The 22,965-nt window shown below is 42.5% G+C and carries 22 protein-coding genes and 1 pseudogene; 11 read left to right on the top strand and 12 right to left on the bottom strand.

Features of this window, described 5'->3' with window-relative positions:
- The first annotated feature begins 339 nt into the window (after nucleotides 1-339).
- Nucleotides 340-1,500, top strand: coding sequence for a zinc-ribbon domain-containing protein (locus BMZ22_RS02230; RefSeq protein ID WP_245745144.1), 1,161 nt, complete (start codon nucleotides 340-342; stop codon nucleotides 1,498-1,500).
- A 15-nt stretch (nucleotides 1,501-1,515) separates the two neighbouring features.
- Nucleotides 1,516-2,661, top strand: a complete 1,146-nt coding sequence (locus tag BMZ22_RS02225) for a S1C family serine protease (protein WP_245745142.1) — start codon at nucleotides 1,516-1,518, stop codon at nucleotides 2,659-2,661.
- A 101-nt stretch (nucleotides 2,662-2,762) separates the two neighbouring features.
- Here the strand turns inward: BMZ22_RS02225 and BMZ22_RS02220 are convergent, their stop codons facing one another.
- The 5 genes from BMZ22_RS02220 to BMZ22_RS02200 all read right to left on the bottom strand — a co-directional run bounded on the left by BMZ22_RS02220 (nucleotide 2,763) and on the right by BMZ22_RS02200 (nucleotide 9,193).
- Complete coding sequence (locus BMZ22_RS02220) at nucleotides 2,763-4,730, bottom strand: bifunctional diguanylate cyclase/phosphodiesterase (RefSeq protein ID WP_090080589.1); 1,968 nt, start codon at nucleotides 4,728-4,730, stop codon at nucleotides 2,763-2,765.
- Nucleotides 4,731-4,763: 33 nt separating this feature from the next.
- Nucleotides 4,764-6,125 (bottom strand): TrkH family potassium uptake protein, encoded by a 1,362-nt coding sequence (locus tag BMZ22_RS02215; RefSeq protein WP_090080587.1) that lies wholly within the window; start codon nucleotides 6,123-6,125, stop codon nucleotides 4,764-4,766.
- A gap of 260 nt (nucleotides 6,126-6,385) precedes the next feature.
- The gene (locus BMZ22_RS02210) at nucleotides 6,386-6,796 is read right to left on the bottom strand and encodes a YwpF-like family protein (protein ID WP_090080585.1); all 411 of its coding nucleotides are present in this window, start codon (nucleotides 6,794-6,796) and stop codon (nucleotides 6,386-6,388) included.
- Between the two features lie 27 nt (nucleotides 6,797-6,823).
- Nucleotides 6,824-7,849, bottom strand: coding sequence for a GTP 3',8-cyclase MoaA (gene moaA / locus BMZ22_RS02205; RefSeq protein ID WP_090080583.1), 1,026 nt, complete (start codon nucleotides 7,847-7,849; stop codon nucleotides 6,824-6,826).
- A gap of 72 nt (nucleotides 7,850-7,921) precedes the next feature.
- Nucleotides 7,922-9,193 (bottom strand): molybdopterin molybdotransferase MoeA, encoded by a 1,272-nt coding sequence (locus tag BMZ22_RS02200; RefSeq protein ID WP_090080581.1) that lies wholly within the window; start codon nucleotides 9,191-9,193, stop codon nucleotides 7,922-7,924.
- A 198-nt stretch (nucleotides 9,194-9,391) separates the two neighbouring features.
- Here BMZ22_RS02200 and BMZ22_RS02195 point away from each other — a divergent pair, with 198 nt between their 5' ends.
- Nucleotides 9,392-10,144, top strand: a complete 753-nt coding sequence (locus BMZ22_RS02195) for a hypothetical protein (RefSeq protein WP_090080579.1) — start codon at nucleotides 9,392-9,394, stop codon at nucleotides 10,142-10,144.
- 31 nt (nucleotides 10,145-10,175) lie between these two features.
- On the opposite strand, the gene BMZ22_RS02190 is transcribed toward BMZ22_RS02195, so the two are convergent.
- Complete coding sequence (locus tag BMZ22_RS02190) at nucleotides 10,176-10,622, bottom strand: hypothetical protein (protein WP_090080577.1); 447 nt, start codon at nucleotides 10,620-10,622, stop codon at nucleotides 10,176-10,178.
- 257 nt (nucleotides 10,623-10,879) lie between these two features.
- Between BMZ22_RS02190 and BMZ22_RS02185 the strand changes: the two are divergent.
- From BMZ22_RS02185 to BMZ22_RS02155, 7 genes and pseudogenes are all read left to right on the top strand, one after another.
- Nucleotides 10,880-11,081 (top strand): annotated as a pseudogene (locus tag BMZ22_RS02185) (DUF1657 domain-containing protein).
- Nucleotides 11,082-11,129: 48 nt separating this feature from the next.
- Nucleotides 11,130-11,588, top strand: coding sequence for a YhcN/YlaJ family sporulation lipoprotein (locus BMZ22_RS02180; RefSeq protein WP_090080575.1), 459 nt, complete (start codon nucleotides 11,130-11,132; stop codon nucleotides 11,586-11,588).
- Between the two features lie 17 nt (nucleotides 11,589-11,605).
- On the top strand, nucleotides 11,606-12,085 hold the full coding sequence (gene spoVAC, locus BMZ22_RS02175) for a stage V sporulation protein AC (protein ID WP_090080574.1): 480 nt from the start codon (nucleotides 11,606-11,608) through the stop codon (nucleotides 12,083-12,085).
- The gene (spoVAD, locus tag BMZ22_RS02170; RefSeq protein WP_090080572.1) at nucleotides 12,085-13,101 is read left to right on the top strand and encodes a stage V sporulation protein AD; all 1,017 of its coding nucleotides are present in this window, start codon (nucleotides 12,085-12,087) and stop codon (nucleotides 13,099-13,101) included. Before spoVAC ends, spoVAD begins: the two co-directional genes overlap by 1 nt.
- Nucleotides 13,098-13,448, top strand: coding sequence for a stage V sporulation protein AE (gene spoVAE, locus BMZ22_RS02165; RefSeq protein WP_090080570.1), 351 nt, complete (start codon nucleotides 13,098-13,100; stop codon nucleotides 13,446-13,448). The genes spoVAD and spoVAE overlap by 4 nt, the downstream gene beginning before the upstream one ends.
- Before the next feature lie 7 nt (nucleotides 13,449-13,455).
- Complete coding sequence (locus tag BMZ22_RS02160; RefSeq protein WP_090080569.1) at nucleotides 13,456-13,659, top strand: DUF1657 domain-containing protein; 204 nt, start codon at nucleotides 13,456-13,458, stop codon at nucleotides 13,657-13,659.
- 35 nt (nucleotides 13,660-13,694) lie between these two features.
- Nucleotides 13,695-14,552, top strand: a complete 858-nt coding sequence (locus BMZ22_RS02155) for a DUF421 domain-containing protein (protein ID WP_090080567.1) — start codon at nucleotides 13,695-13,697, stop codon at nucleotides 14,550-14,552.
- Between the two features lie 46 nt (nucleotides 14,553-14,598).
- Here the strand turns inward: BMZ22_RS02155 and BMZ22_RS02150 are convergent, their stop codons facing one another.
- From BMZ22_RS02150 to BMZ22_RS02135, 4 genes are all read right to left on the bottom strand, one after another.
- A complete protein-coding gene (locus tag BMZ22_RS02150; protein ID WP_090080565.1) occupies nucleotides 14,599-15,582 on the bottom strand; it encodes a zinc-binding dehydrogenase in 984 nt (327 codons plus the stop codon).
- Entirely contained in the window at nucleotides 15,579-16,523 is a 945-nt protein-coding gene (locus BMZ22_RS02145; RefSeq protein ID WP_090080563.1) for an ArsA family ATPase, read from the bottom strand. Before BMZ22_RS02145 ends, BMZ22_RS02150 begins: the two co-directional genes overlap by 4 nt.
- 48 nt (nucleotides 16,524-16,571) lie before the next feature.
- Nucleotides 16,572-16,829 carry a cory-CC-star protein gene (locus BMZ22_RS02140; protein WP_090080561.1) on the bottom strand — a complete coding sequence of 86 codons (258 nt, stop codon included), beginning with the start codon at nucleotides 16,827-16,829 and terminating at the stop codon, nucleotides 16,572-16,574.
- Between the two features lie 126 nt (nucleotides 16,830-16,955).
- Nucleotides 16,956-18,698, bottom strand: a complete 1,743-nt coding sequence (locus tag BMZ22_RS02135) for a carbon starvation CstA family protein (RefSeq protein WP_090080560.1) — start codon at nucleotides 18,696-18,698, stop codon at nucleotides 16,956-16,958.
- Nucleotides 18,699-19,023: 325 nt separating this feature from the next.
- Between BMZ22_RS02135 and BMZ22_RS02130 the strand changes: the two genes are divergently transcribed.
- Entirely contained in the window at nucleotides 19,024-19,260 is a 237-nt protein-coding gene (locus BMZ22_RS02130) for a hypothetical protein (RefSeq protein WP_090080558.1), read from the top strand.
- A 237-nt stretch (nucleotides 19,261-19,497) separates the two neighbouring features.
- Here the strand turns inward: BMZ22_RS02130 and BMZ22_RS02125 are convergent, their stop codons facing one another.
- Together BMZ22_RS02125 and fdhF are read right to left on the bottom strand one after the other, a co-directional pair.
- On the bottom strand, nucleotides 19,498-19,965 hold the full coding sequence (locus BMZ22_RS02125; RefSeq protein ID WP_090080557.1) for a helical membrane plugin domain-containing protein: 468 nt from the start codon (nucleotides 19,963-19,965) through the stop codon (nucleotides 19,498-19,500).
- Nucleotides 19,958-22,909: a formate dehydrogenase subunit alpha gene (fdhF, locus tag BMZ22_RS02120; RefSeq protein ID WP_090080555.1), complete on the bottom strand. Its 2,952-nt coding sequence runs from the start codon at nucleotides 22,907-22,909 to the stop codon at nucleotides 19,958-19,960. Before fdhF ends, BMZ22_RS02125 begins: the two co-directional genes overlap by 8 nt.
- Nucleotides 22,910-22,965 lie beyond the last annotated feature (56 nt).

Genomic DNA, 22,965 nt, shown 5'->3' with positions numbered 1-22,965 from the left:
GGCAGCTTACTGGCCTTTACATGGGTGGAAAAGCGAAACTTCATTCAGCGGATGAATTTCCCGCTGAATGATCAAGGTACAAAGGCTAAAACCGCCACGTCCTGTGGCAACGCCTTTGTGACCTGCATCCTGCAGGCCCGAGCAGAATCAGACATTTAGGGACAGTTAGCTGCCGTATTTTGGCAGCTTACTGGCCTTTACATGGGTGGAAAAGCGAAACTTCATTCAAAGGAGCTCGCGTTTACAAAAACCATCATGTGGGAAATCACAAAAATATGATAAAATTATTATAAGCAATCGATTCCCCATTTATTACATCAATGGAAAGCAGGTATGGTTATGCATCATTGTCCTTATTGCGGCACAAAAGTACGTGATAACGAAGCTTATTGCATTAAATGCGGTAAAAATTTACCTGAAGACATGCACGAACGTCTTGATACCAAACAGCAATTTAATAAATACTGGTACATTCCTATAGCGGTGGCTGCTGTTATCATATTGGCTATCGGGGGTTATTACATTTTCCAGCAACAGCAGACCGCAGAGGCAAAGGAGTTATACAAAAAAGCCGAAGAAAATGCTGTCGATGAAAACTATGATCAGGCAAGCACACACTTGAAATCAGCTCTGGATAAACAAGCGTCCTTTTCCCAAGCCGATACGCTGCTGAGTTATGTGCAAACAGCGCAAACTATTGAGGAGCAAATGAATCAAGTCGATGAACACCTTGATCAAGAAGCTTATCAGGACGCCTTATCAATTATCAATGATGCTGAAAACAAATTAACAACTTATATTGGTGAAGCGGTAAATCCTCTAATTAATAAACTGACAGAAAAGCGCAGTGCCATTAAATTAGAACAATTGAGATTCAACCTTGAACAGGAACCCGGCATAAATGATTTAAAAACACTCTTATGGGAAGCTGATGCGATTCAAACCGATAAAGCAACTGAAGTTGCAGATAATATCCGGGGTCAAATAGTTGACCACACTTTCGCCCAAGCAAGTGAACAATTAAAAGATAAACAATTCTCTGATGCTTTATTGTTGGTAGAAGATGGACTGAAGTATGCACCGGAATCCGAAAAACTTCAAAGTTTGAAAACAACAATCGAAAAAGAAAAAACAGCTTTTGAAACTGCCCAACAGCACAGAATTGAACAAGCAATCAATTCCGCTGAAGCTGAACGAAAATTAAACGAAAATGATGCAATCGAACTGGTCGAAGCTGACGTCACTCGTGATGACCAGGGTAATGCAGCCGTGAAAGGCCAGGTACAAAGCGTTGCCACAATACCCATCAATTCCATCCTTATTGAATACGACTTAATGCAGGGGGATGAGAAGTTATTATCAAACGAAGTGTATGCCTATCCGGACACGCTTTTCCCCGATGAAACCGGTGAGTTCGAGTTCACCCACTTTGATATTGCCAAAAGAAAAAATCTCAGCGTTACCATAAATCAAATCAGGTGGTACACTGATCATCAATAAGGACATAACAGCGAGGTGAACAAATTGGACAAGAAACTGCGCGGACCGGTAATCATGTCGGTGACGCTCGTTATCATAGGTATAGTCGTTTTAATCATTCTGAACAATCAATTGCTGACAGACGATGTTTCAGTTAATAATCCTATGATAAATGAAGTTGAATCAAGCAATGAAACCTTGGACCTTAAAACAATCATTCATAATGCCGAAAAAAGCGTGGTTCAAATCGAAGGTCAAAACGAACAAAATACAAAAACCGGATCCGGATTTTTATACAATGGAAAAGGTGACATCATTACCAATGCTCATGTTATTAAAGATGCTGACGTCATTAATGTTCGGACTGCGAATGGGCATATTTATCCAGCCGCAGTTGTAGGTACCGGTGAGGAAACCGATATTGCTGTCGTTCGCGTGCCCCAGCTTGCAGATCAAAGCGCATTAACATTGGAAGAAGATACAAAAGCGGAAACCGGAGATGAAGTCATTGCCCTGGGCAGTCCCCATGGTTTTCAAAACACGGTAACACTTGGAATAATATCCGGCACAGAGAGGAATTTTACCGTTGATGGCTTCAACTACGAAAACGCATATCAAATATCTGCGCAAATCACTGAGGGGAACAGCGGCGGCCCCCTAATCAATCGGGCAACCGGGCATGTAATAGGTGTCAATGCTGTTGGCACATCGGATGGAACAATCGGATTCAGCATCCCATCAAATGAAATTTATGATCAAGTGACATCATGGTCTAATGAAGCAAAAAATGACCAGCTTGATTTTAAAAATACGAATGATATAACCCGTACCGAAAGCCCTGAACAACTTGCTGAAGATGCCGAATATGTAGCTGATTACTTTTTTGAAAGCATCAGTATCAGAGATTATGTCGGCGCCTACACACTGCTCGGAAGTGCGATGCAATCCGCTGAGTCCTACCCGGATTTCCGGGAAGGGTACATACATTATGTGGACCTTCACTATTCTGACTTTAAAAGTGACGTTTCAGAAGATAATCAAGTTAAAATAACTGCAGAGGTAACAGCGGAAGTTAAACAGCAGGAAGAAGAAGGAACCGAAGAGAAACAGATAACTTACACGCTTACGATCGATCGCGAAAACGATCAATTAAAAATTATGCAGATATCAACTGACGAATAGTTAAATTGTTTAACTTTAAAACTGTCATGGCGCGACTGGACCGGCCCCTTTTTTTGCTTCCCGGGCCTTGTCCAGCTTTTTTTCGAGACGAACGATTAAATTTATTTTAAACTTTGATATTCTGCCTGAAATAACTTTGTTAATTTCTCCGGGGGCAGCGGTTTGCTGAAATAAAACCCTTGCATTTCGTCACACTTTTCCTTCATTAAAAACTTTAACTGATCGATTGTTTCCACACCCTCGGCGATTACTTTCATATCAAGTGAATGCGACATATGAATAATCGATTTGACGATAGCCTGGTTTTGGCTCGGATTTTCGTTAATGAACATTTTATCAATTTTTAATTTGGTAACAGGGAAAACACTTAAATATTTAAACGATGAATACCCCGTGCCAAAATCATCGATCGATACCTTTACCCCCAGCTGACGCAAGCGATGCATCGTATCCATTATATTATCTTCATTCGTCATTGCCATCGTTTCAGTTATTTCCAACTCCAAATATTTTGCATTCAGACCGGTTTCACGCAGAACGTCTTTCACTTTTTCCACCAGCCCTCTTTGGTAAAACTGCTTGGCAGATAAATTAACGCTCACACTGACAGGTTGATACCCCTTGTCTTGCCACAACTTGTTTTGTCTGCATGCCTCTCTCAAAACCCAGTCTCCGATATCAATAATTAATCCTGTTTTTTCTGCAAGTCCTATGAACTCATCCGGTGGTATGTATGCTTTCACAGGATGCTTCCAGCGAAGAAGCGCTTCCATGCCAACGATTTTATTCGAACTAAGACTTTTTTGCGGTTGATAATGAAGTTCAAATTGTCCGTGTTTCAGAGCTTGGCGCAATTCAGTCTCCATTGTCAGCATAGCTTTAAAGTTCTCAGATATAGACGATTCAAAGATATTGTAATGACTGCCCTGCTTTTCTTTAATAACATACATAGCTGAGTCGGCATGCTTGATTAATTCATTTGCTGATGTTCCATTTTCCGGATAAATGCTGATACCGATACTAATCGATATAAAAATTTCGTAACCATTAATCTTGATTGGTTTTTCGAAAGCATCTATCATGGCATCAGCGAATAAATTAACAGATTCCTGATTTTCAGGTCTGCGTTGCAAAATAAGAAATTCATCTCCGCTCATTCGGGCGAGAAACGTGTCTGTATTCAAAAAAGACTTCATCCGTTCACCGCAAGCCTTTAATAATTGATCACCAAAATTATAGCCAAGTGTGTCGTTGATCTCTTTAAAATAATTCAAATCAACAAAATAGACTGCCAGCATTTCATGAAGCAATTCAGCTTCATTGATAGCTTCTTTCAAAACTTTATAAAAGAAATTCCGGTTCGGCAAATCTGTCAGCTCATCATAATAAGCCATATATTCGATGCGTTTCTCGTTCTCGATCTGATTGGTGATATCTTTGATGGCAGCCAGTCTGACAATTTTCCCATGATGATGATACGGGTACTGCATCATTTCAAAATTAAACGTTGAGGAATCACTGCGAACGCCCGTTAATTCATTGGTCTTCCCGGTTGTTTCGCATTGATCAGACAGCTGTTGGAAGCTCTGTTCATCAATTAGCTCCTTTAGACCCCTCTGTTTGATTTCGGCAACTGTATAGCCAAACATATCTGCAAATGACTGGTCACAATCAAGGATAGAAATGCCCTCGGACATCACAACCCCTTCAGATCCTGCACCGGGGTTATGGTCGATATATTTTTTCAGTTCATTCGTTTTTTCATCGGGAAACACTTCTCTGATAATAAGACAACACGTACCGTCATCCATAAAAACCGACTTCACTTCTGCCAGCTTGTCATCCTGGTTCTTTATAGCCATTAATAAATGTGACTCATTACGCGGCTTCAGCAACTCAAAATCAAGAAATTCATACACAGATTTTTTCATTGATAAATCTGCGTTTAATAAAGTTAAAGCCGCACTATTCCCGCGGATAATATCACCATTTCGGCGAACAAACAGAATAGCTTCATTTAACTTATCAAATAATTGATCGTCGATTGGCAATTTCGTTTTCGAAACCATGGTTACCCTCCCCCCGCAAATAGACGTCAGTGTTTATCCTATAATCATTTTTTCTTTTGGATAATGGTATTTTCCACTTCTTTTATTGTCCTGGAAGATAAACAAAAATGTAATAATCCCTACTCTTCCTATGAACATTAAGAACATGATAATCGTTTTACTTAAAGTCGATAAGTTTTCTGTTATGCCCAACGAAAGCCCGACCGTTCCAAACGCAGAAGTAACTTCGAACAAGATATAACTCAGCTCAAATGGCTCAACGATTAAAATTATAACCGTAGCTGTAAACACAAAGATAAACGCCATTAATGTCACTGTTACAGCTTTTAACAGATCCTCCTCATATACTTCCCGATTAAACAAACGAATGCTGCGTTTGCCTCTGGCATATGTAAAAATGAATATGACAACTAATGCAAAGGTAGTCGTCCGGATCCCGCCGCCGGCACTGCTTGGTGAAGCACCGATGAACATAAGAAGAGACATAAATAGATGGTTTGGCTCCGAGAGCAGGCTCACATCCATTGTGCTCAAACCGCCGCTCCTTGTCGTAACCGACTGAAACAGTGAATAAAACAACACTTCATGCCAGGATTTATCACTGAAAAATCCATCTATATCCAGCAGCATAATAAAGACGGCTCCTGCAACAATCAAACCAGTAAACGTTAATGTTGTTACTTTCGTAAACAATGTAAACCTGAATGGTTGCTCACTGTTCCCTTTCGAAAATAAGAAAGCTTTTATTTCAATCAGGACAGGATAACCAATTGCGCCAAAAATAATAAGCAGCATATTAATAAACTGAACGAAATAATCATCCTGAAATATTACGAGAGACTGACCTGTTATATCGAAGCCGCCATTTGTCGTGGCGCTGATGGCTCCGAAAAAACCTTGAAAATAAGCTTCTTTTACGGTTGGAAAGTATTGCAGAAAATAAGTGCCCAGTATCAAAAAACCGATTAGCTCAATGATCAGAATAACGACTAAAATTTCCTTTACCAAACGGACGATTCCCGCAAATGATGTCTGATTCTGATCCGCCATAATCAGCCGGCGTTCCCTCAGCCCGATTTTTTTGCCGATAATCATCCAGATAAACGTCCCAACAGCCATTACACCAACGCCGCCTAACTGGAGGATGACCGCCATCATAACAATTCCTGTTGTACTGAACGTTTCCGCTATCGTTACCGTGCTGAGCCCGGTTACACTAAGCGCACTGACCGCAGTGAACAATACATCAATAAACGGCAGGTTCACACCATCCTGCTGCGCTGCGGGCAATGCCAATAAAACCGTTGCCGCAATAACTGCTATAAAATAAAATAAAAATATTAATTGTACTGGTGAGAGCCGGTTTACCCAGCGGAACAATGAATATCCAGACATCCAGAACACCCTGCATTCTCAATAATATTATCGGCACACTTGCAAAAATCTTAACATCATTATAGCAGTCATTTTGCATAAAAGCTTCATATTTCGACATTTTATCAAGAAGATGGTGTATCATCAAACTGACTTTGAAACAGCCTTCATATATGCAATACACGCGCTATTGTTTAATGGGATAGGAACAGATTATTAAAAAACGGGCCGCTGACCAGTACGTGATCAGGACCCTAACAATCAATGTCGTCTTCTTCAATTTAAATTTGTTCTTTAAACTTATCAAGCAGTTCTTCTCCCTGATAGCCTTGTTCAATCAGTGTCTTAAGCTTTTTTTCTACAATTTCTTTTCGGTGATCCACAATCGTCCCCATAAAAATCACATTGATTTGTTCGCCAATTAGATTCATATCGACAATGGCAGTGATGAAAGTGGCCGGCCTGTTGCTTTCTTTGGTGATCTTCGCTTGTATCAATACTTCAGCACTATTTTTTCTCAGATTATGAAAAAAATCATACTGACTTTTATCAAGGTAAGCCTCGACTACCCATCGGGAGTTATTGTCTTCCCGGTTTATAATCAGGCCATCCAAGAGAGGGATTGGTTGTTCCAACATGTCAGCGTCTTCGTTATCGATAATTTTCAAAGAACTCAGCTTAAATGTTTTCACGTCTCCACCCCCCTTCTGAATTTGGTTTTATCCGCCAATATAACTCATTTCAATTTTTTTACGGTTGCGATGGGTTTCTTCGGTCCGCTCTTCAGAGTAGCGATCTTTACGTCTTCCCCACAAGCTCGTCAATTCTTGTTCAACTTCATCATTTGACAGTTTATCCTCTCTCATTTTTTCGCGGATATCAAATCCGTCGGAGGCGAAAAGACATGTGTAGAGTTTTCCGTCTGCAGATAATCGGATCCTGGTACATGTGCCACAGAAGGAATCGGTTACGGATGATATAACCCCGATTTCTCCTTCACCATCTTTATAGCGATACCTCGAGGCTACCTCGCCGTAGTAGTTCTCTTCTGCCGGTTCAATTGGCATTTCTTCGTTAATCGTATTGACGATGTCTTTTTTGGAAATAACGTGTTTAAAATCCCAGCCATTACTATTACCGACATCCATAAATTCAATAAAACGCAAAATAATATCTTTTCCTTTAAAATATCGGGCCATCGGGAGTATCTGGCTTTCGTTCATGCCCTTTTTAACAACCATATTAATTTTAACACCAAGTCCTGCATCTTTAGCAGCCTCGATTCCTTTTAATACCGGATTGGATCCGACCCCTCTATCGTTAATCCCTTTAAAAACCTCATCTTCTATGGCATCCAAACTGATGTTGACTCTATTCAATCCCGCAGCTTTAAGTTTTTTAGCCATTTTTGTGAGCATAACGGCATTTGTCGTCAGTGCAATATCTTTTATGCCGGGGATATCAGAGAGCGCAGCGATTAAATGATCCAAATTCCTTCGCATCAGTGGTTCACCGCCTGTAATGCGGATTTTTTCCACACCTAAACGTGCAAATATTTCAGCCAACCGTATAATCTCATCGAAGCTTAACAACTCTTTTTCTGACAGGAATACATAATCTTCACCGAAGATCTCCTTAGGCATGCAATAAGTGCACCGGAAATTGCATTTATCAATCACTGAAATACGCAGATCTTTAAGGACTCTTCCAAAATGGTCTTTAATTGGCGCTGGTTCGTTATTCACAGAAACCTCTCCTTTTTTTGTTAAAGAACTTGGGTTGTAACCAGGTCTTTGTGACGCAGATACCCATTTAATTTATTCCGCCAGAAATCCCGCCTGTCCTTGATTATCCTCCAAAAGCATTGCTTCAACTTCATCCCCTGCTTTAAATCCGCGTGTCCCGCCGGGCAAAACCATTAAACTGTTACAATGTGCCAGTGAGGTGACAACATTGGATTTATCTATTCCCGAAAGATTTGCATGGACGTTGCCATTTTCATAAGTGATATAGCTCCGCACAAATCGTGTAAAAGGATTTGGTTTAGAGAAATCATCTGCCAGGATAGCTTTAACCCGTCGTAAAAACGGCATCTCATTAAACAAATAATGCTGCACAACAGGTCTTGCAAAAAGTTCAAAACCGACATAGCATGCCGATGGATTTCCGGATAAGCCGTACAACAATTTTCCATCTGCTGCTGCAACGGTTGTCACACTCCCCGGGCGCATTGCCACTTTGTTAAAAAGCACCTCAGCTCCCAGTTTCTCATAAATTGCCGGCATTAAGTCAAAATCACCTACCGACACACCGCCCGTTGTTATCAATATATCGACTTCATTCAAAGCTTGTTTAATCATTTCATAACTTGTGTTTAATTCATCTTCCAGCTTTCCAAAATACTTATACGCCGCTCCCGCACGGATGATTTGGGATGTGATCATATAAGCATTGGAATTACGAATTTTTCCCGGCTGCAGTTCCTCGTCAACATCCAGGAGTTCAGTTCCCGTTGCGATGACACCTATGACTGGTTTCTTGGCGACTTTTACCCGGTTGTAGCCAAACGTGGCAAGAATTGCTTTCGTGCCGGGATTAATCAGTGTTCCTTGGTTAATCAGCTTTTCCCCTTTTGCTACTTCTGAGCCTTCTTCGATAATATTCTGATTTGGCTCCATCTTTCGCTTAATCGACATATAGGAAGAATTTTCATGCTCATAAGTGTCACATATTTCAAACATAGCGATACAATCGGCGTCTTCCGGGATTTTGGCACCTGTCATAATGCGTGTTGCCTGCCCTTTATGTAATTTTTTTTCAGGCACCTCTCCGGCTCCGATATGTTCCACGACCTCAAATGTTACCGGATTATCTCTGCTTGCTTCGACTGTATCATCTGAGCGAAGTGCGAAACCATCATAAGGTGATTTCGGAAATGGCGGAACAGGGTGGTTAGCTATAATATCCTCGGCCAGCCTTCTATTGTCACAGTCATTTATGGATATATATTCTGCTTCCCCATTCAGCCTGTATTCCCAAACATACTCGATAGCTTTTTCGACCGGGATCGGTTTTCTTATGTCTGCCATTTATATTTAAACCTCCGTTACAAGACTGCTGCTAACCCAAGTTTAACAAAAACCCAAGTAAATTGATATCACAGACATCCTGCTGTCACGAAAAGTTTGAGATAAAGGAGCGTTCCTGTAATGAAAAAATTTGAGGCTTTTGAAAGGGATTTTTAGTATAATGATATTAAGAAAATTGGCACGGAGGTGCGTGGTGGCATGGGAAAGAAAATCTTCACTTTGATGTTGCTTATGTTGCTGACAGGTTGTGATGAGGAACCGGCCATCGTACAGTCTGACACACCGTCAGAAGATGCCGCCCAAGTCCCGGAAATTATTGAACAAGAGAAAGGAAATGGTGAGGAAGAGGAAGTTGATGAATTTATCGAATTTGTCCTGCCGAAAGAAACAATAATGATAAACTTGAAAATGGTGCCCATCCTTGACAGTTACTTAACAGCTGTAGATGATCGGCAGCAAGCAATTGCACAAATGACACTCCTGCCAATTCAAACACCCGACAGACAGCTATTTTTACTTGAATTCTCCTGTCACGAATCCAATTCATGCTCCTATTTATTGCTGGATCAAACTGAGGAAAACAGAACATATCTAATTGCAGATCTTGCAACATTGGTACAAAAGACCGCATCACCTGATATGAATAAAGTTTTATTTCATTTTAACAGAGAAGAATCCCGGCCTGCCCTTTCCGATATTGTTGTTATCGATTTGAATTCGTGGGAAGCAATGACACTTCACAATAAATCAAACGACAAGGACGTACTGAATTATACATGGCCGCTTTTAAATGTCGAATGGACTCAGACCGACCGTTTTACTGTGACGGTGCCGGATATAGCTGAACCAACCACTGCACAACTCAAACAATGGGAAAACGGCAATAAACCCGAAGAAAAAATTGAATTCCATTTAAACGAAACAGAACAACAAGAAAATGATACAGATTGACAGCATCCAATTTTTGGGATGCTGTTCACATTTAATTAAAGACCAGCTCTTGCTGATGATGAATCGTTATATGCTGATCGTTGACCATGAACCTGGCTTCACAGAAAAGTGTGTATGTGCCTTCACTCGGCCGTTTGAAGCGTTTGGCGCTTTGTGGATGATAACTAATGCCCGTATTTAACGATTTAGTCACTGTGCTCCCTGTATAATCATGATTTTTATTTTTAAATGAAACGGATATAAGTGGTGTATGATGTTTCATTTCGACAGATCCCTCTCCAACATACTGAAGCGCCCGGAACACCTGAAAACCTTCGTCCACATTTTCCACCCGAATATGTAAAATAAAATCGTCTTGCTGGATAGCATTTGTCTCGCCATTTGCAAGCTCAGTTTCAGCCTGCTCGAAAAAGAAATAAGAAATGATGACAAGTATACAAGCCACCGCAAATCCATTAACCGCAACTAGCTTTTTCATATTCTCTCCTCCCCATTCTTAATTATTAGACGAATTTCCCCACCGAAAAGTTCCAGAATTTTGAAGAAAAAATTATTTTTTGTTTCACATCTGTGTTTTTCTTAATAGGTAAAAAATAGAAAGCATAATTATCGGTGCTGAATTAAATTATAAATAGTGAAGCGCCAGGGAATACATCTTGAAGTGGCGTAATGTTTTCCTGTATGTTTTACCGCTGGTACAGCTATATATTCCCAATCAAAAGGAGGATGAATCCATTGACAGTCTCATCCCAGGTTAAACAAACAATTGCAGGCTTATGCGCAGGCAAGCTTTGAACAGTTTGCACTGCAAACAGAAAATAAACAAGCCAAAAAGCTCTATGAAAATGCAGCGAATCAGACCCAAACGATTCTGCAATCTGTCGAACCGCGTGTACAGCAAATGGAACAAGAGGAACCACAATATAAAGGATTTTAAACAATGAGGCTGGCCTAAGCCAGCCCCTTTAAATCTGGAGGTCATCATATGGGTGTTTTAAGGTTTTTTGTGATACTTGCCCTGAGCATGATGCTGGTTGGCTGCGGTACTGATAACAACGCAGTCGATACAAACGAGGATATTGATTACAGTATGATTTCATCCAGCAGCAATTCTCTTGATCAATCCTCTGCAAATCAAGCCAAAGAAAAATTAAAAAAATACGAGGATATCACAAAAATACACGCTGTCAGCCATAGTAAAAAATTGTTGGTTGCATTTGAAATAAAACATCATAAACGATTTCAGTTGGCTGAATTAAACAAGAAAGTCCAAAAAAAATTAGACAAGGAATTCCCTGATCTGAAAGTTGAGGTTTCCACTGATAAAAAACTTGTTTTGGAACTTAAAACGTTAGAGGAAAAAATTGAAAACCAGGATATTTCAGCGAAAAAACTGAAAAAAGAAGTAAACCGCCTTATTAAGTTGAAAAAGGATAAAACGTAAAGGATGCGTGAGAATGTATGGCAGATAAAAAAAAGAAAAATTTACCGCCAGCTGCCCAAAGATACCAAACTTTTGCCAAACATAGAGAGGTAAAAAGGCCATTACTTAAAAATTGCATTAAAGCCTTTCTCGTAGGTGGTTTCATTTGTTTTATCGGTCAAATCATTTCCACCATGTATGTTTATTTTTTTGGGTTTACCGAACAAACGGCGGGAAACCCGACCGTTGCGACACTCATTTTCATCACGATGTTCTTGACGGGATTTGGTGTGTATGATCGCATCGGTCAATTTGCTGGTGCCGGTTCGGCTGTACCTGTAACCGGGTTTGGAAATGCTGTCATATCTTCAGCAATTGAACATCGAGCTGAAGGCTTCATACTTGGCGTCGGCGGCAATATGTTTAAATTGGCGGGCCCTGTCATTGTATATGGGGTTTTTTCAGCATTTGTTATTGCTTTAATAAAAACGATTTTGATTAAATGGGGTGGCCTCTAATGTTAACTGGACATCGAACTTGGATTTTTAACAATCAGCCGGTAATTATCTCGACAGGAACGGTTGGCGGCCCTTTTGAAGCCAATGGGAATATTCCTGAAGCGTTTGATATATTGCATGACGATATGTGGCTGAAGCAGTCTTCGTTTGAAAAGGCACAGCGCATCATGATGGAAGAGGCATGCCAGGCAGCCATTAAAAACAGCCTGATCCAAAAAGAACAGGTGAAATTCTTTATAAGCGGTGATTTGATCAATCAGATTACACCGAGCAGTTTCGCCGCAAAGACCCTGGATGTGCCGTATTTTGGCTTATTCAGTGCCTGTGCAACGTCAATGGAAAGTCTGGCTCTCGCAGCTTTCATTATTAATGGAGATGGCGCCGACTATATTTTGAGCGGAACTGCAAGTCATAATGCCGCCACCGAAAAACAGTTCCGCTACCCGACAGAATACGGCGGTCAAAAACCGCCTACCTCTCAATGGACGGTAACCGGCGCCGGGTGCGCGCTAGTGGCTAAAAATGGGATTGGTCCAACCGTGACATCAGCGACGATCGGCAAAGTTGTTGACATGGGATTATCTGATCCCTTTAATATGGGGGCCGCCATGGCACCTGCTGCAGTCGATACGATTGAAACTCACTTAAGAGAACGGGATATCGATCCGTCTTATTACGATTTGATTATAACAGGTGACCTTGGTCACATTGGCCGGGAAATCTCACTGGACATGCTGCGGGAAAAAAATATACCAGTTCAAGAGGAGAACTATCAGGACTGTGGACTTACCATCTACCGTGAAGGCCAGCCAGTTCTCTCGGGGGCAAGTGGTACAGCAAGCTCTGCAGTTGGGGTCTATGGCCACTTTTTAAAACTGATGAAAGACGAGCAGTTAAGCCGTATTCTTGTTGTTGCGACAGGGTCACTTCATTCCCCGTTAAGCATACAGCAAAATGACTCGATCCCTTGTATCGCCCATGCCGTCTCAATTGAATCAGGGAGTGATAACCAATGATTTTTTTCTGGGCATTTGTGGTCGGCGGGACAATATGTGTGATTGGCCAGATTCTTTTCGACGTATTTAAGCTCAACCCAGGTGTTACGTTAACCATTTTTGTTATTTCCGGCGCTATCCTGGATGGATTAGGTTTATACGACCCGCTGATTGATTTTGCCGGTGCCGGGGCAACGGTACCCATAACAAACTTCGGAAATCAGCTGGTTCATGGCGCCATGCAAGAAGCAGAACAACACGGCATCATCGGCGTGGTGACGGGAATATTTGAAGTAACCAGTGCCGGTATATCGGCTGCCATTATTTTTGGCTTAATCGGCGCGTTCATTTTCAAACCGAAAGGATAGGATGATCATGACTGTCAGTTCACAAGTTAAAGGGTGTTTCAGTTCGATTAAAAGTATCGAAGCAACACTCCAGTCCCTTTCAGCCAAAACAAGCGACCAGGAAGCAGATAAAGTTTTCAAGGAGGTCCGGAATACAATACGGACCGTTCAAAATGACCTGGAAAGTCAAGTGCTGCACTTGACCAAGGAAGAACCCCAGTATAAAAGTTAAATTCATCCGAAAAAAAACAAAAAGGAATGATATGCATGCCAGGTTGGGTTGAAATAATGATTCGGTCGGTTGTCTTTTTAATCGTTTTATTTTTAATCACCAAAGCACTCGGGAAGAAACAAATGTCACAGCTGGATATATTTCAATATATTACCGGGATTGTTATCGGAAGCATTGTCGCCATTCATGTGACCGATGTTACGACTAATGCTATGTATGGTTTTATTGCACTGGCTGTCTGGCTTGTTATACCGATTGCCGTTGAATTCGCGCAGCTGAAGAGCAAACGGTTCCGGAATATTGTTCAGGGGAAAACCACGGTTCTAATACAGAATGGTAAAATCATGGAGGACAATTTGAAAAAAGAACGTTATAGCACGGACGATCTGCTTAAGGAACTGCGAAACAATCACATTTTCAACGCACGTGAGGTTGAGTTCGCTGTTCTGGAGCCAACCGGAAAAGTAAATATCCTTCCGAAAAAAGAAAACCAGCCAATCACCCCCAAAGTGCTAGGCGCGACCGTTGCCCCTGAAAAAGAACCGCAAACAGTCGTGATGGATGGAAAAGCCTTGCTCGAGCCTTTGGCAAATGCGTCATTAAACACCAACTGGCTGGAAACCGAACTCGCAAAAATGAATGTCAGCATCGAAAATGTATTTCTCGCGCAAGTGGATAGTGACGGCCAACTAACCGTTGACCTTTACGATGATAAATTAACGGTTCCAGAGCCCACTGAAAAACCCCTTCTGCTTGCTTCAATGAAAAAATGCCAGGCCGATTTAGAATTATTTGCTCTGGCTACGGAGAATCAAGCATCAAAACAGCTTTATCAACGGAATAGTGAACGGCTGCAGAAGGCCATAGACAAGATTACACCTTATTTAGAGTAAGGCTATATAAAAAACAGACTCTCCAACACGAAGAGTCTGCTTTCGATTAGTCACTGACTTTTAAGACGACTTTGCCAAATTGTTTTGACGCCTTAAGATAGTCAAGCGCACTTTGGGCGTCATCAAGTAAAAAGGACCGGTCAACGATTGGATGAATCTCGTGCTGTTCAATATATTCCAGCATTGCATGAAGTTCTTCCTGGCTGCCCATCGTCGAACCAATCAGCTTATACTGACCGTAGAAAAACTTACGTAGATTTAATTCGACGGTATCGTCTGTTGTGGCCCCGAATGTCACAAAGCGACCGCCTTTTTCCAGCACGTCAAGCGACCGGTTAAATGTTGCCTGTCCTACACTGTCGATGACAATGTCGATCGTCTCATCTTTCAGTTCCTCGGACCAATCACTGTTGGTGTCAATCGCACGATCGGCTCCAAGCTCCAGTGCCTGATTGCACTTCTCTTCGCTTCTTGAGGAAACAATCACACGTGCGCCGGCTTTCTTGGCAAATTGAATCAAATAAGTTGCAACACCGCTCCCGGCACCTGGGATAAACAATGTGTCTTCAGCTTGCAGGTTTCCTTTAGTGAAGAGCGCCCGATAGCCTGTCAGCCCTGATAATGCCAATACACCTGCCTCTTCCCAGGATAAATGCTCAGGTTTTTTTTCGAGTTGTTCAGCAGGCAAGACAATCGTTTCGGTAAACGTACCATTATCAGGCATCCCTAAAATATCAAACTGCTTTGGTGGTGCTTCTGCATTTTCATACCAACCAAGTGATGGGTTAACAATCACTTCATCCCCAACCGAAAATTCAGAGACACCTTCACCGATAGCCTCTACAACACCAGCGCCGTCAGAACCGAGAATTAAGGGTTCTGCCTCATCTCCTCTGCGCCCTGGTACAGCAACATCACGTCGATTTAAGCCAGCCGTTTTCAGGGAAACTTTGACTTGGCCATGATCTGCAAATGGCTCGTTCATATCTTTTACTTTTAATTCTCCATACGCATGTACAAATGCTTTCATACTTCTATCTGCTCCTCCCGAAAATAATAACTTATTGTCTCAAGATGTTCTTGTTTAATTATATCATGTGGGAACAACGGAACGTAAATCTTTTCCTGTTTTTGAAATGATTTGCTGATCATTTCCTTGTACTGTTGCTCGTGTTGTCTTCGTTGAATCATAAATTCACCATCCGCATCCTCCGGCAAAACCTTATTGACGATAAGTGTCTTCACATGAAGATGGTACTGATCGAGTAGATCAATCGCTTTTTTCGTTTCTTCAATTGGCAGACGTTCCGGATTAAGCACAAATACAAAACCGGTTAAGCTGCCATCAAGCAAAATTTCCCGCGCCTTGGCGAATCGTTCCTGACGTTCTTTTAACACATCATAAATCGGGTCTTCCACAGGGTCACCATCATTAAGCAAAGCTGAATAATTTTCATTTGTCTTCTGACGTTTTTTCAACATACCTTCGATCCACACACCCATTAATTCCGGCAGAGACAACAAGCGTATTGTGTGGCCTGTAGGCGCTGTGTCAAAAATCAGTTTATCGTAATCATCACTTTCCTCCAATATGATGGAAATCAATCGATCAAATAACGCTGCTTCATCTGCTCCGGGTGAAGCTTTAGCCGTGTCAAGCTGCCGGTGAACCTCTTCCATCATACCGGTATGGACGACATTTTTGATATTGGCTTTCACACCTTTAATATATGCTTCCGTCTCAATTGCCGGATCGATTTCGAGCGCAAAAAGATTTTCCGAAACACCCGTTATACTTCCGCCAATTCTTTTGTCAAAAATATCCCCTAAATTGTGGGCAGGGTCCGTCGAAATCAACAAGGTGCGATGCCCTTCCCTCGCTGACTTCCAGGCGATCGCCGCAGCAGATGTCGACTTTCCGACACCGCCTTTTCCGCCGACAAAGATAATTTTTTTATTTAGAACTTCCATCCGTATGACTTCCTTTCTGTCTTACAGTTCAATGTCATCATTAATGCCTTAACAGCAGCGAATGCCGGTCATTGGTGACTTATCCATTCCCATGCGCAGATGCCACTCATGGAATTCCTCAATCATATACGGATACAACTCAAGTGTATAATAATAAACCGGGTTTGGAATCCCTATCATTTCGGAATATAAAAGCAATAAAAACAAATCGTCCTGATCACGCAGTTCTCTGGCGATTTCCTGGCGATGCGGCATACTTAATACCTCTTCATAAAACGCCACAAGCCTCTTAAGCTGCTCAAGCATGATCTCTCACCTCTCCCTTTCCTGATTCAAAGCCTGGTAAACTGGAAAGGGATCAGCAATTGACCTGATCCCTCTCTGGTGTCATAAACCTGGAATTATTCACATCTCAACAGGATAGCTTTGTTATCATTTGATATTTTGATCCAAATCTTCCGAATCCATATTAGCTGTTAAAGCCTGGAAAGCGGTTAAAACAATCCATACTGCGAATACAAATATGATGGCCCCGAGAACGAACAGCATCATTTTAGGGTCACTTCCAAACCACGACCATTCAAAGACGACTTGCTGGAACATCGCCCACAACGTCATGAACATGACAAATATCATTGGAATGAGCGTCACCAGGTAATTGCTTCCACGTCTTTTCAGCCAAATCGAAATGAGCATCAAACTGATTCCGGCAAGCAACTGGTTCGAGGTTCCAAACAGCGGCCAAAGCAGATAACCGCCTGATCCAAAACCGCGTGATCCTTCAGGCATCAGTACCAAAACTGCGCTCGAGACAACCGCAACAGTTGTCGCCACATGCATTTTAGTCAATGCCGGCACGTTATATTCCGCTCCAAGCTCACCAATGATGTAACGCATCATACGGACGGACGTATCAAGCGTTGTCGCCGCAAAACTAACGACAATAACTGAAACGATTGTAGCAGCGACAGCAGGTGGGATGCCCAAGCCGCCGGCAAGTACACTGGCACCTTCAACAAACACATTCAGACCAGCTTCATTGGCTGCGGAAAAACTGCTGTATGTGCCGAAAAATTCATCTGTTGAACCAAAGAATGTGACAACAGCTAAAATTGAAACAAGTGCCAGTATCCCTTCCCCGACAGCCCCAAAGTAACCAACAAATCGTGCATCGGTTTCTTTATTCAGCTGCTTGGAAGATGTTCCGCTTGATACCAAACCGTGAAACCCTGATATGGCACCACATGCCACTGTAATGAACAATAGTGGGAACCATGACGTATCAGCTCCAGGGTTGGTAACCGGCGCGGTAATTTCCGGGTTCGTAAACAACAAACCCAAATATAAAATGCCAAGACCGACCACAAGCTGGTGGGAATTAATAAAGTCCCTTGGCTGAAGCAGTTTCCATACCGGCAACGTTGATGCGATGTAAACATATACCATTAAAACAACAATCCAAATCAAAAACGCGCTGTTAACAGCTCCAAGCCCAAACAGGCCAGTACTGCCTTCACCTCCGAAGTATGAGACAAGATCAATTTGCAAAAATCCGGCTTGTGCCGTAATAATTGCCGTTAGATACATAATGCCGAGCGCAATGACCGAAGGCAGAAGCATTTTTGTCTTACCTTTGTAGACTGCATGACCAATCCAGATTGCAAGTGGAATTTGAATAAACACTGGAAGCACGCTTGCTGGAAATGAAATAAATAAGTTGGCAATAACCCATGCAAAAACAGCGTTCACCATCAACACGAGAATAAGAATGATAAATAAAAACAATATTTTCGCTCTCTGGCCAACCAGTTTATTGGCAATAGTCCCGATTGACTGCCCTTTGTTCCTGACAGATACTGCCAGTGTACCAAAATCGTGGACCCCTGCAGCAAAAACCGTGCCCAAAATTACCCACAAAAACGCCGGCAGCCATCCCCAATAAACTGCGATGGCAGGTCCCAGAATCGGTGCTGCCCCTGCAACTGACGTAAAATGGTGCCCCCACAGTACAAATTTGTTTGTCGGCACAAAGTCAACACCATCTTTATACTTATGCGCCGGTGTCACATAATTGGGGTCAAGCCGGAAAATCTTTTCCGCTACAAACTTAGAGTAATAGCGGTAGCCCAGCGCAAAAACAGCTAAACCTAAAATTGCTACCAGAATACTATTCACTTTCTCTCCTCCCCTTTTTTGGAAAGTTCAGAACATAAAACCCTCCATTATCTTATGTAATATCGTCTCGCGATAGTACAACTCTATTTTATTGTAAATGCGCCCAAAAGTAAATATTGTGAATTCTAAATGTCTTTTTAAAAGGGTTAATTTCTTAAAACTTGTCGTTTTTTCATAAACTGCGACGTACTTTGCTGCGATATCTCGAAAGGACAGACCGGTTCCTCGGGAAAGCAGAAACCGGGGGGCCGGGGAGCAGAGACATATATGCCGGAAAGCGGGAATATGTGCGGGAGAGCGGAAATATGCGCCGGAGAACAGAAATATGTTCCGGAGAGCAAAAATATGTGCCGGAGAGCTGAAGTATGCGCCGGAGAACAAAAATATGTGCCGGAGAGCTGAAATATGTGCCGGAGAGCTGAAGTATGCGCCGGAGAACAAAAATATGTGCCGGAGAGCTGAAATATGTGCCGGAGAGCTGAAGTATGTTCCGGAGAGCGGGAATATGTGCCCGAGGGCGGAAATATGTGCCGGAGAGCGGATGCTTCAGCAGGCCGCGTAAAACGACGAGCACAAAGCAAGACTTCACTGAACATGTTACGATTTGCGAGGGATGCTGCTTCTCCGAAATCACCTGCAGCACGGCAAGCACCCGGGTATTACTGATGTGTCGTTAGAATCGGCTAATGAAATTTTTACCGGTTCGCAGTTCTGAGATATATCATGTACTGATTTATTTCCAGTCAAATAATGAAAAATCCTGACAACTCGGTTATGCGAGTTGTCAGGATATCGACTGCTATTCTTTTCCCATACCGCGTAAAAACTGCAGCAGCATGGTTATACTCCGATTTATTTCAGGGTCTTTTAGCGCCCTAATCAATTCAATATAAGATGTTTGTTCAGATGGTCCGGCAGCCGCCGCTTCTTTCATTCCATGATTCAGCCGGTCAGAAAAATTTTCCAGATCGTTGACATTTAATTTTCCAATTAAAAAGATCAACTGAGGCAAATTTTCGAGCGTTGACGCATATTGGGGTTTATTCAGCTCCTCCATTACATTCTCCAACGCATCTTCTCTATGTTTAACGAGAGCGTTCACCATATCAAGTGCCCCGCTTTGTTCAAGGGAATCAAGCAAATCTATGCCTTTTAAGATCGCTTCCTTATTTTCGCTGACGGCTTTTATCACATCATCAATATTCTTCTCCTGAACCGTTTCTTCAGGAATCTCCATGCGTTTTATTTTGGAAATTTGTTCAGCCATTCTGCTTCACCTGACTTCCCGGAAATTCATAGTCACGCCGTGCCCACTTCCGTTCAGGCTGTACGCCAATTTGCGGCTGCGGATTTCCGCGCCGGAAATTATGCGGCGGTAACGGACTTTTGCCTTTTTTCTTAATAACTTCCATTTTAACGGCTATTTCTTTATAAGCAGGTGTATCTGTATCTTTATCAACAGAATTGTCAGTTAAATAATTGACCGCAGTCTTACCGTTATCGTTCAGCGGCAAATAAAGCTCCTTGCCGCTCACCCTGTCAGTAATATGAACAGCACCGGTTGCTTCCCCGGATTCTGAAATCAACTTCACTTCCGCCCCTTCGTTCACGCCGCGTTCTTCCGCAAGTTCAGGTGAGATTTCAATAAATGCAGTTGGCATTTTATGCGTCAGTGCCTCAGACTTATACGTCATATTACCTTCATGAAAATGCTCAAGTACTCTGCCATTATTGACATGTAAATCATATTCATCATTTGTGTCATATAGCAATTCGTATGAAAGCGGATAAAGCCTTGCTTTATTATCCGCAAATGGAAACCCATCAACGAATAAAAGCGGTGAATCGGTGCCATCTTCAGCAACCGGCCACTGCAGGCTGTTGTAATTTGTCAGTCTGTCGTAACTGACCCCGGCGAAAAGCGGTGCAAGCGATGCGGACTCATCCATAATGTCAGACGGACTGTTATAGCCCCAATTGAAGCCGGAACGCTGCGCAATATCCATAATAATCTCCCAATCCGGACGCGAATCACCTACAGGGTCAAGTGCTTTATACAGACGCTGAATACGACGTTCCGTATTTGTGAACGTCCCCTCTTTTTCGAGGCTTGGAACGGCAGGCAGGATAACATCCGCATATTTTGCTGTCTCGGTTAAAAATAAATCTTGAACAACCATGAATTCCAGCTTTTCAAACGCCGCGGTCACATAGTTAATGTTAGCATCAACAATGCCGGTATCTTCACCGAGAATGTACAGCGAATTTAGCGTGCCCTCATGAATGGCACCAATCATTTCATGGTTATCTTTACCGGGCACTTTCGGAATTTCCACACCCCACGCTGTTTCGTAGCGCTTGCGGACATGATCGTCAGCTACTTCCTCGTAACCCGGGAAATAGTTCGGCATGCTTCCAAAATCACTGCAGCCCTGAACGTTATTATGGCCACGCAATGGGTACGCACCGGTGCCATTGCGCATGTAATTGCCGGTAACCAGCAGAAGATTGGAAATTGCTGTGCTTGTATCACTGCCGAGCTGGTGCTGTGTAACGCCCATTGCCCAGCAAATCGCAAGTTTATCTACACGCGTAACCTGTTCAGCTATACCAATCAAGTCATCTTTTGAAATGCCCGTTAATTCTTCGGCATAGTCGAGTGTAAATGGTTCCAATGATTGTTTGTAGTCATCAAAGTTATTGACCCACTTGTCGATGAATTCACGATCTTCCCAACCCTGATCGATGATGTATTTCGTGACCGCAGAGAGCCAGACGAGATCGGTACCGCTTTTTGGCTGGAAAAACTTATCAGCGCGCTGCCCCATTTCATGTTTCCTCAAATCAAACACATAAAGCTTCTGGCCAAACAGTTTTTGCGACCGCTTTATCCGCGATGCCAGCACCGGGTGTGATTCAGCGGTATTAGAGCCAATTGTTATCACCATATCAGCATCTGCAATATCATCAATCGAACCAGAATCGCCACCGTGTCCGACTGTCCGAAAGAGCCCTTTTGTTGCAGGCGATTGACAATAGCGTGAGCAGTTATCCACATTATTCGTTCCATACACTTGACGCGCCAGCTTTTGCATGACGTACGATTCCTCGTTGGTTGCCTTTGATGAAGCGATAAAGCCTAAAGCATCCGAACCTTTATCCGCTTTAATTTCAGCAAAACGCTTGGCTGTATAATCAAGTGCTTCATCCCATTCAACCTCGACAAAGGTCTCACCATCTCGGATGAGTGGCTTTGTCAGCCTTTCCTCTGAGTTAACATAGTCCCAGCCAAATTTCCCTTTTACACACGTTGAAATGCCATTTGCCGGAGAATCCTGCTGCGGCTCGACTTTCAATATTTTACGATCTTTTGTCCAAACATCAAATGTGCATCCAACACCGCAGTATGTACAAACGGTCTTGGTTTTATCAATGCGCTCTTCCCGCATCGATGCTTCGGTATCAGATACAGCGAATAATGGTCCGTAGCCGGTTTCCGTCTTTTTCGTAACCTCAATCATCGAGCGCAAAAGCCCCGGCTCGTGATCAGTCATATAGCCTGCTTCTCCAACCATTGACGTCTCCATCAATGCGTTGCACGGACAGACTGTAACACATTGCCCGCAGCTGACACATGACGATTCATCAATCGGCACATCGTTATCCCACACGACGCGTGGCTGTTCACGCTCCCAGTCAATAAGCAGCGTCTCGTTAACCTGAACATCCTGGCAAACTTCCACACAGCGGCCGCATAATATGCATTGATCGGGATCATAACGATAAAATGGTGATGAATTATCAACTTCGTACGGTTTCGGTTCAAACGTACGTGATTGGTGTTCGAGTCCAAAATCTGATATCGTATTATGAATCTCACAATCCCCGTTATTGTAATCACAAACCGTACAATACAGCTCATGTTTCTCCAGAATGCGGTCGAGTGCTTCTTTTTGGGAGGCAACAGCACTTTCAAGCTGTGTGTTCACTTCCATTCCGGCTTCAACTTTTGCCCCGCAGGCTCGAACAATCTCCCCATTGACATCTACCATACACGTATCACATGTTTGAACAGGGCCAAGCGACTCATTGTAGCAAATCTGAGGTATTGTATTTCCCGTAGTATTTATTAAATCAAGCAGATTCTGGTCAGGGAATCCTAAATATTCCTCTCCATCAATTGTCACAACTACATGTTCCTGGTCGTGCATGTAACTCCCTCCCTATTAAATGAGTGAAAGCTCTATATTTATAGAATATTATAACA

The organism is Lentibacillus persicus, assembly GCF_900112705.1.
Lineage (GTDB): Bacteria > Bacillota > Bacilli > Bacillales > Amphibacillaceae > Lentibacillus > Lentibacillus persicus.
This window is presented reverse-complemented; position numbering and strand designations above follow the sequence as displayed.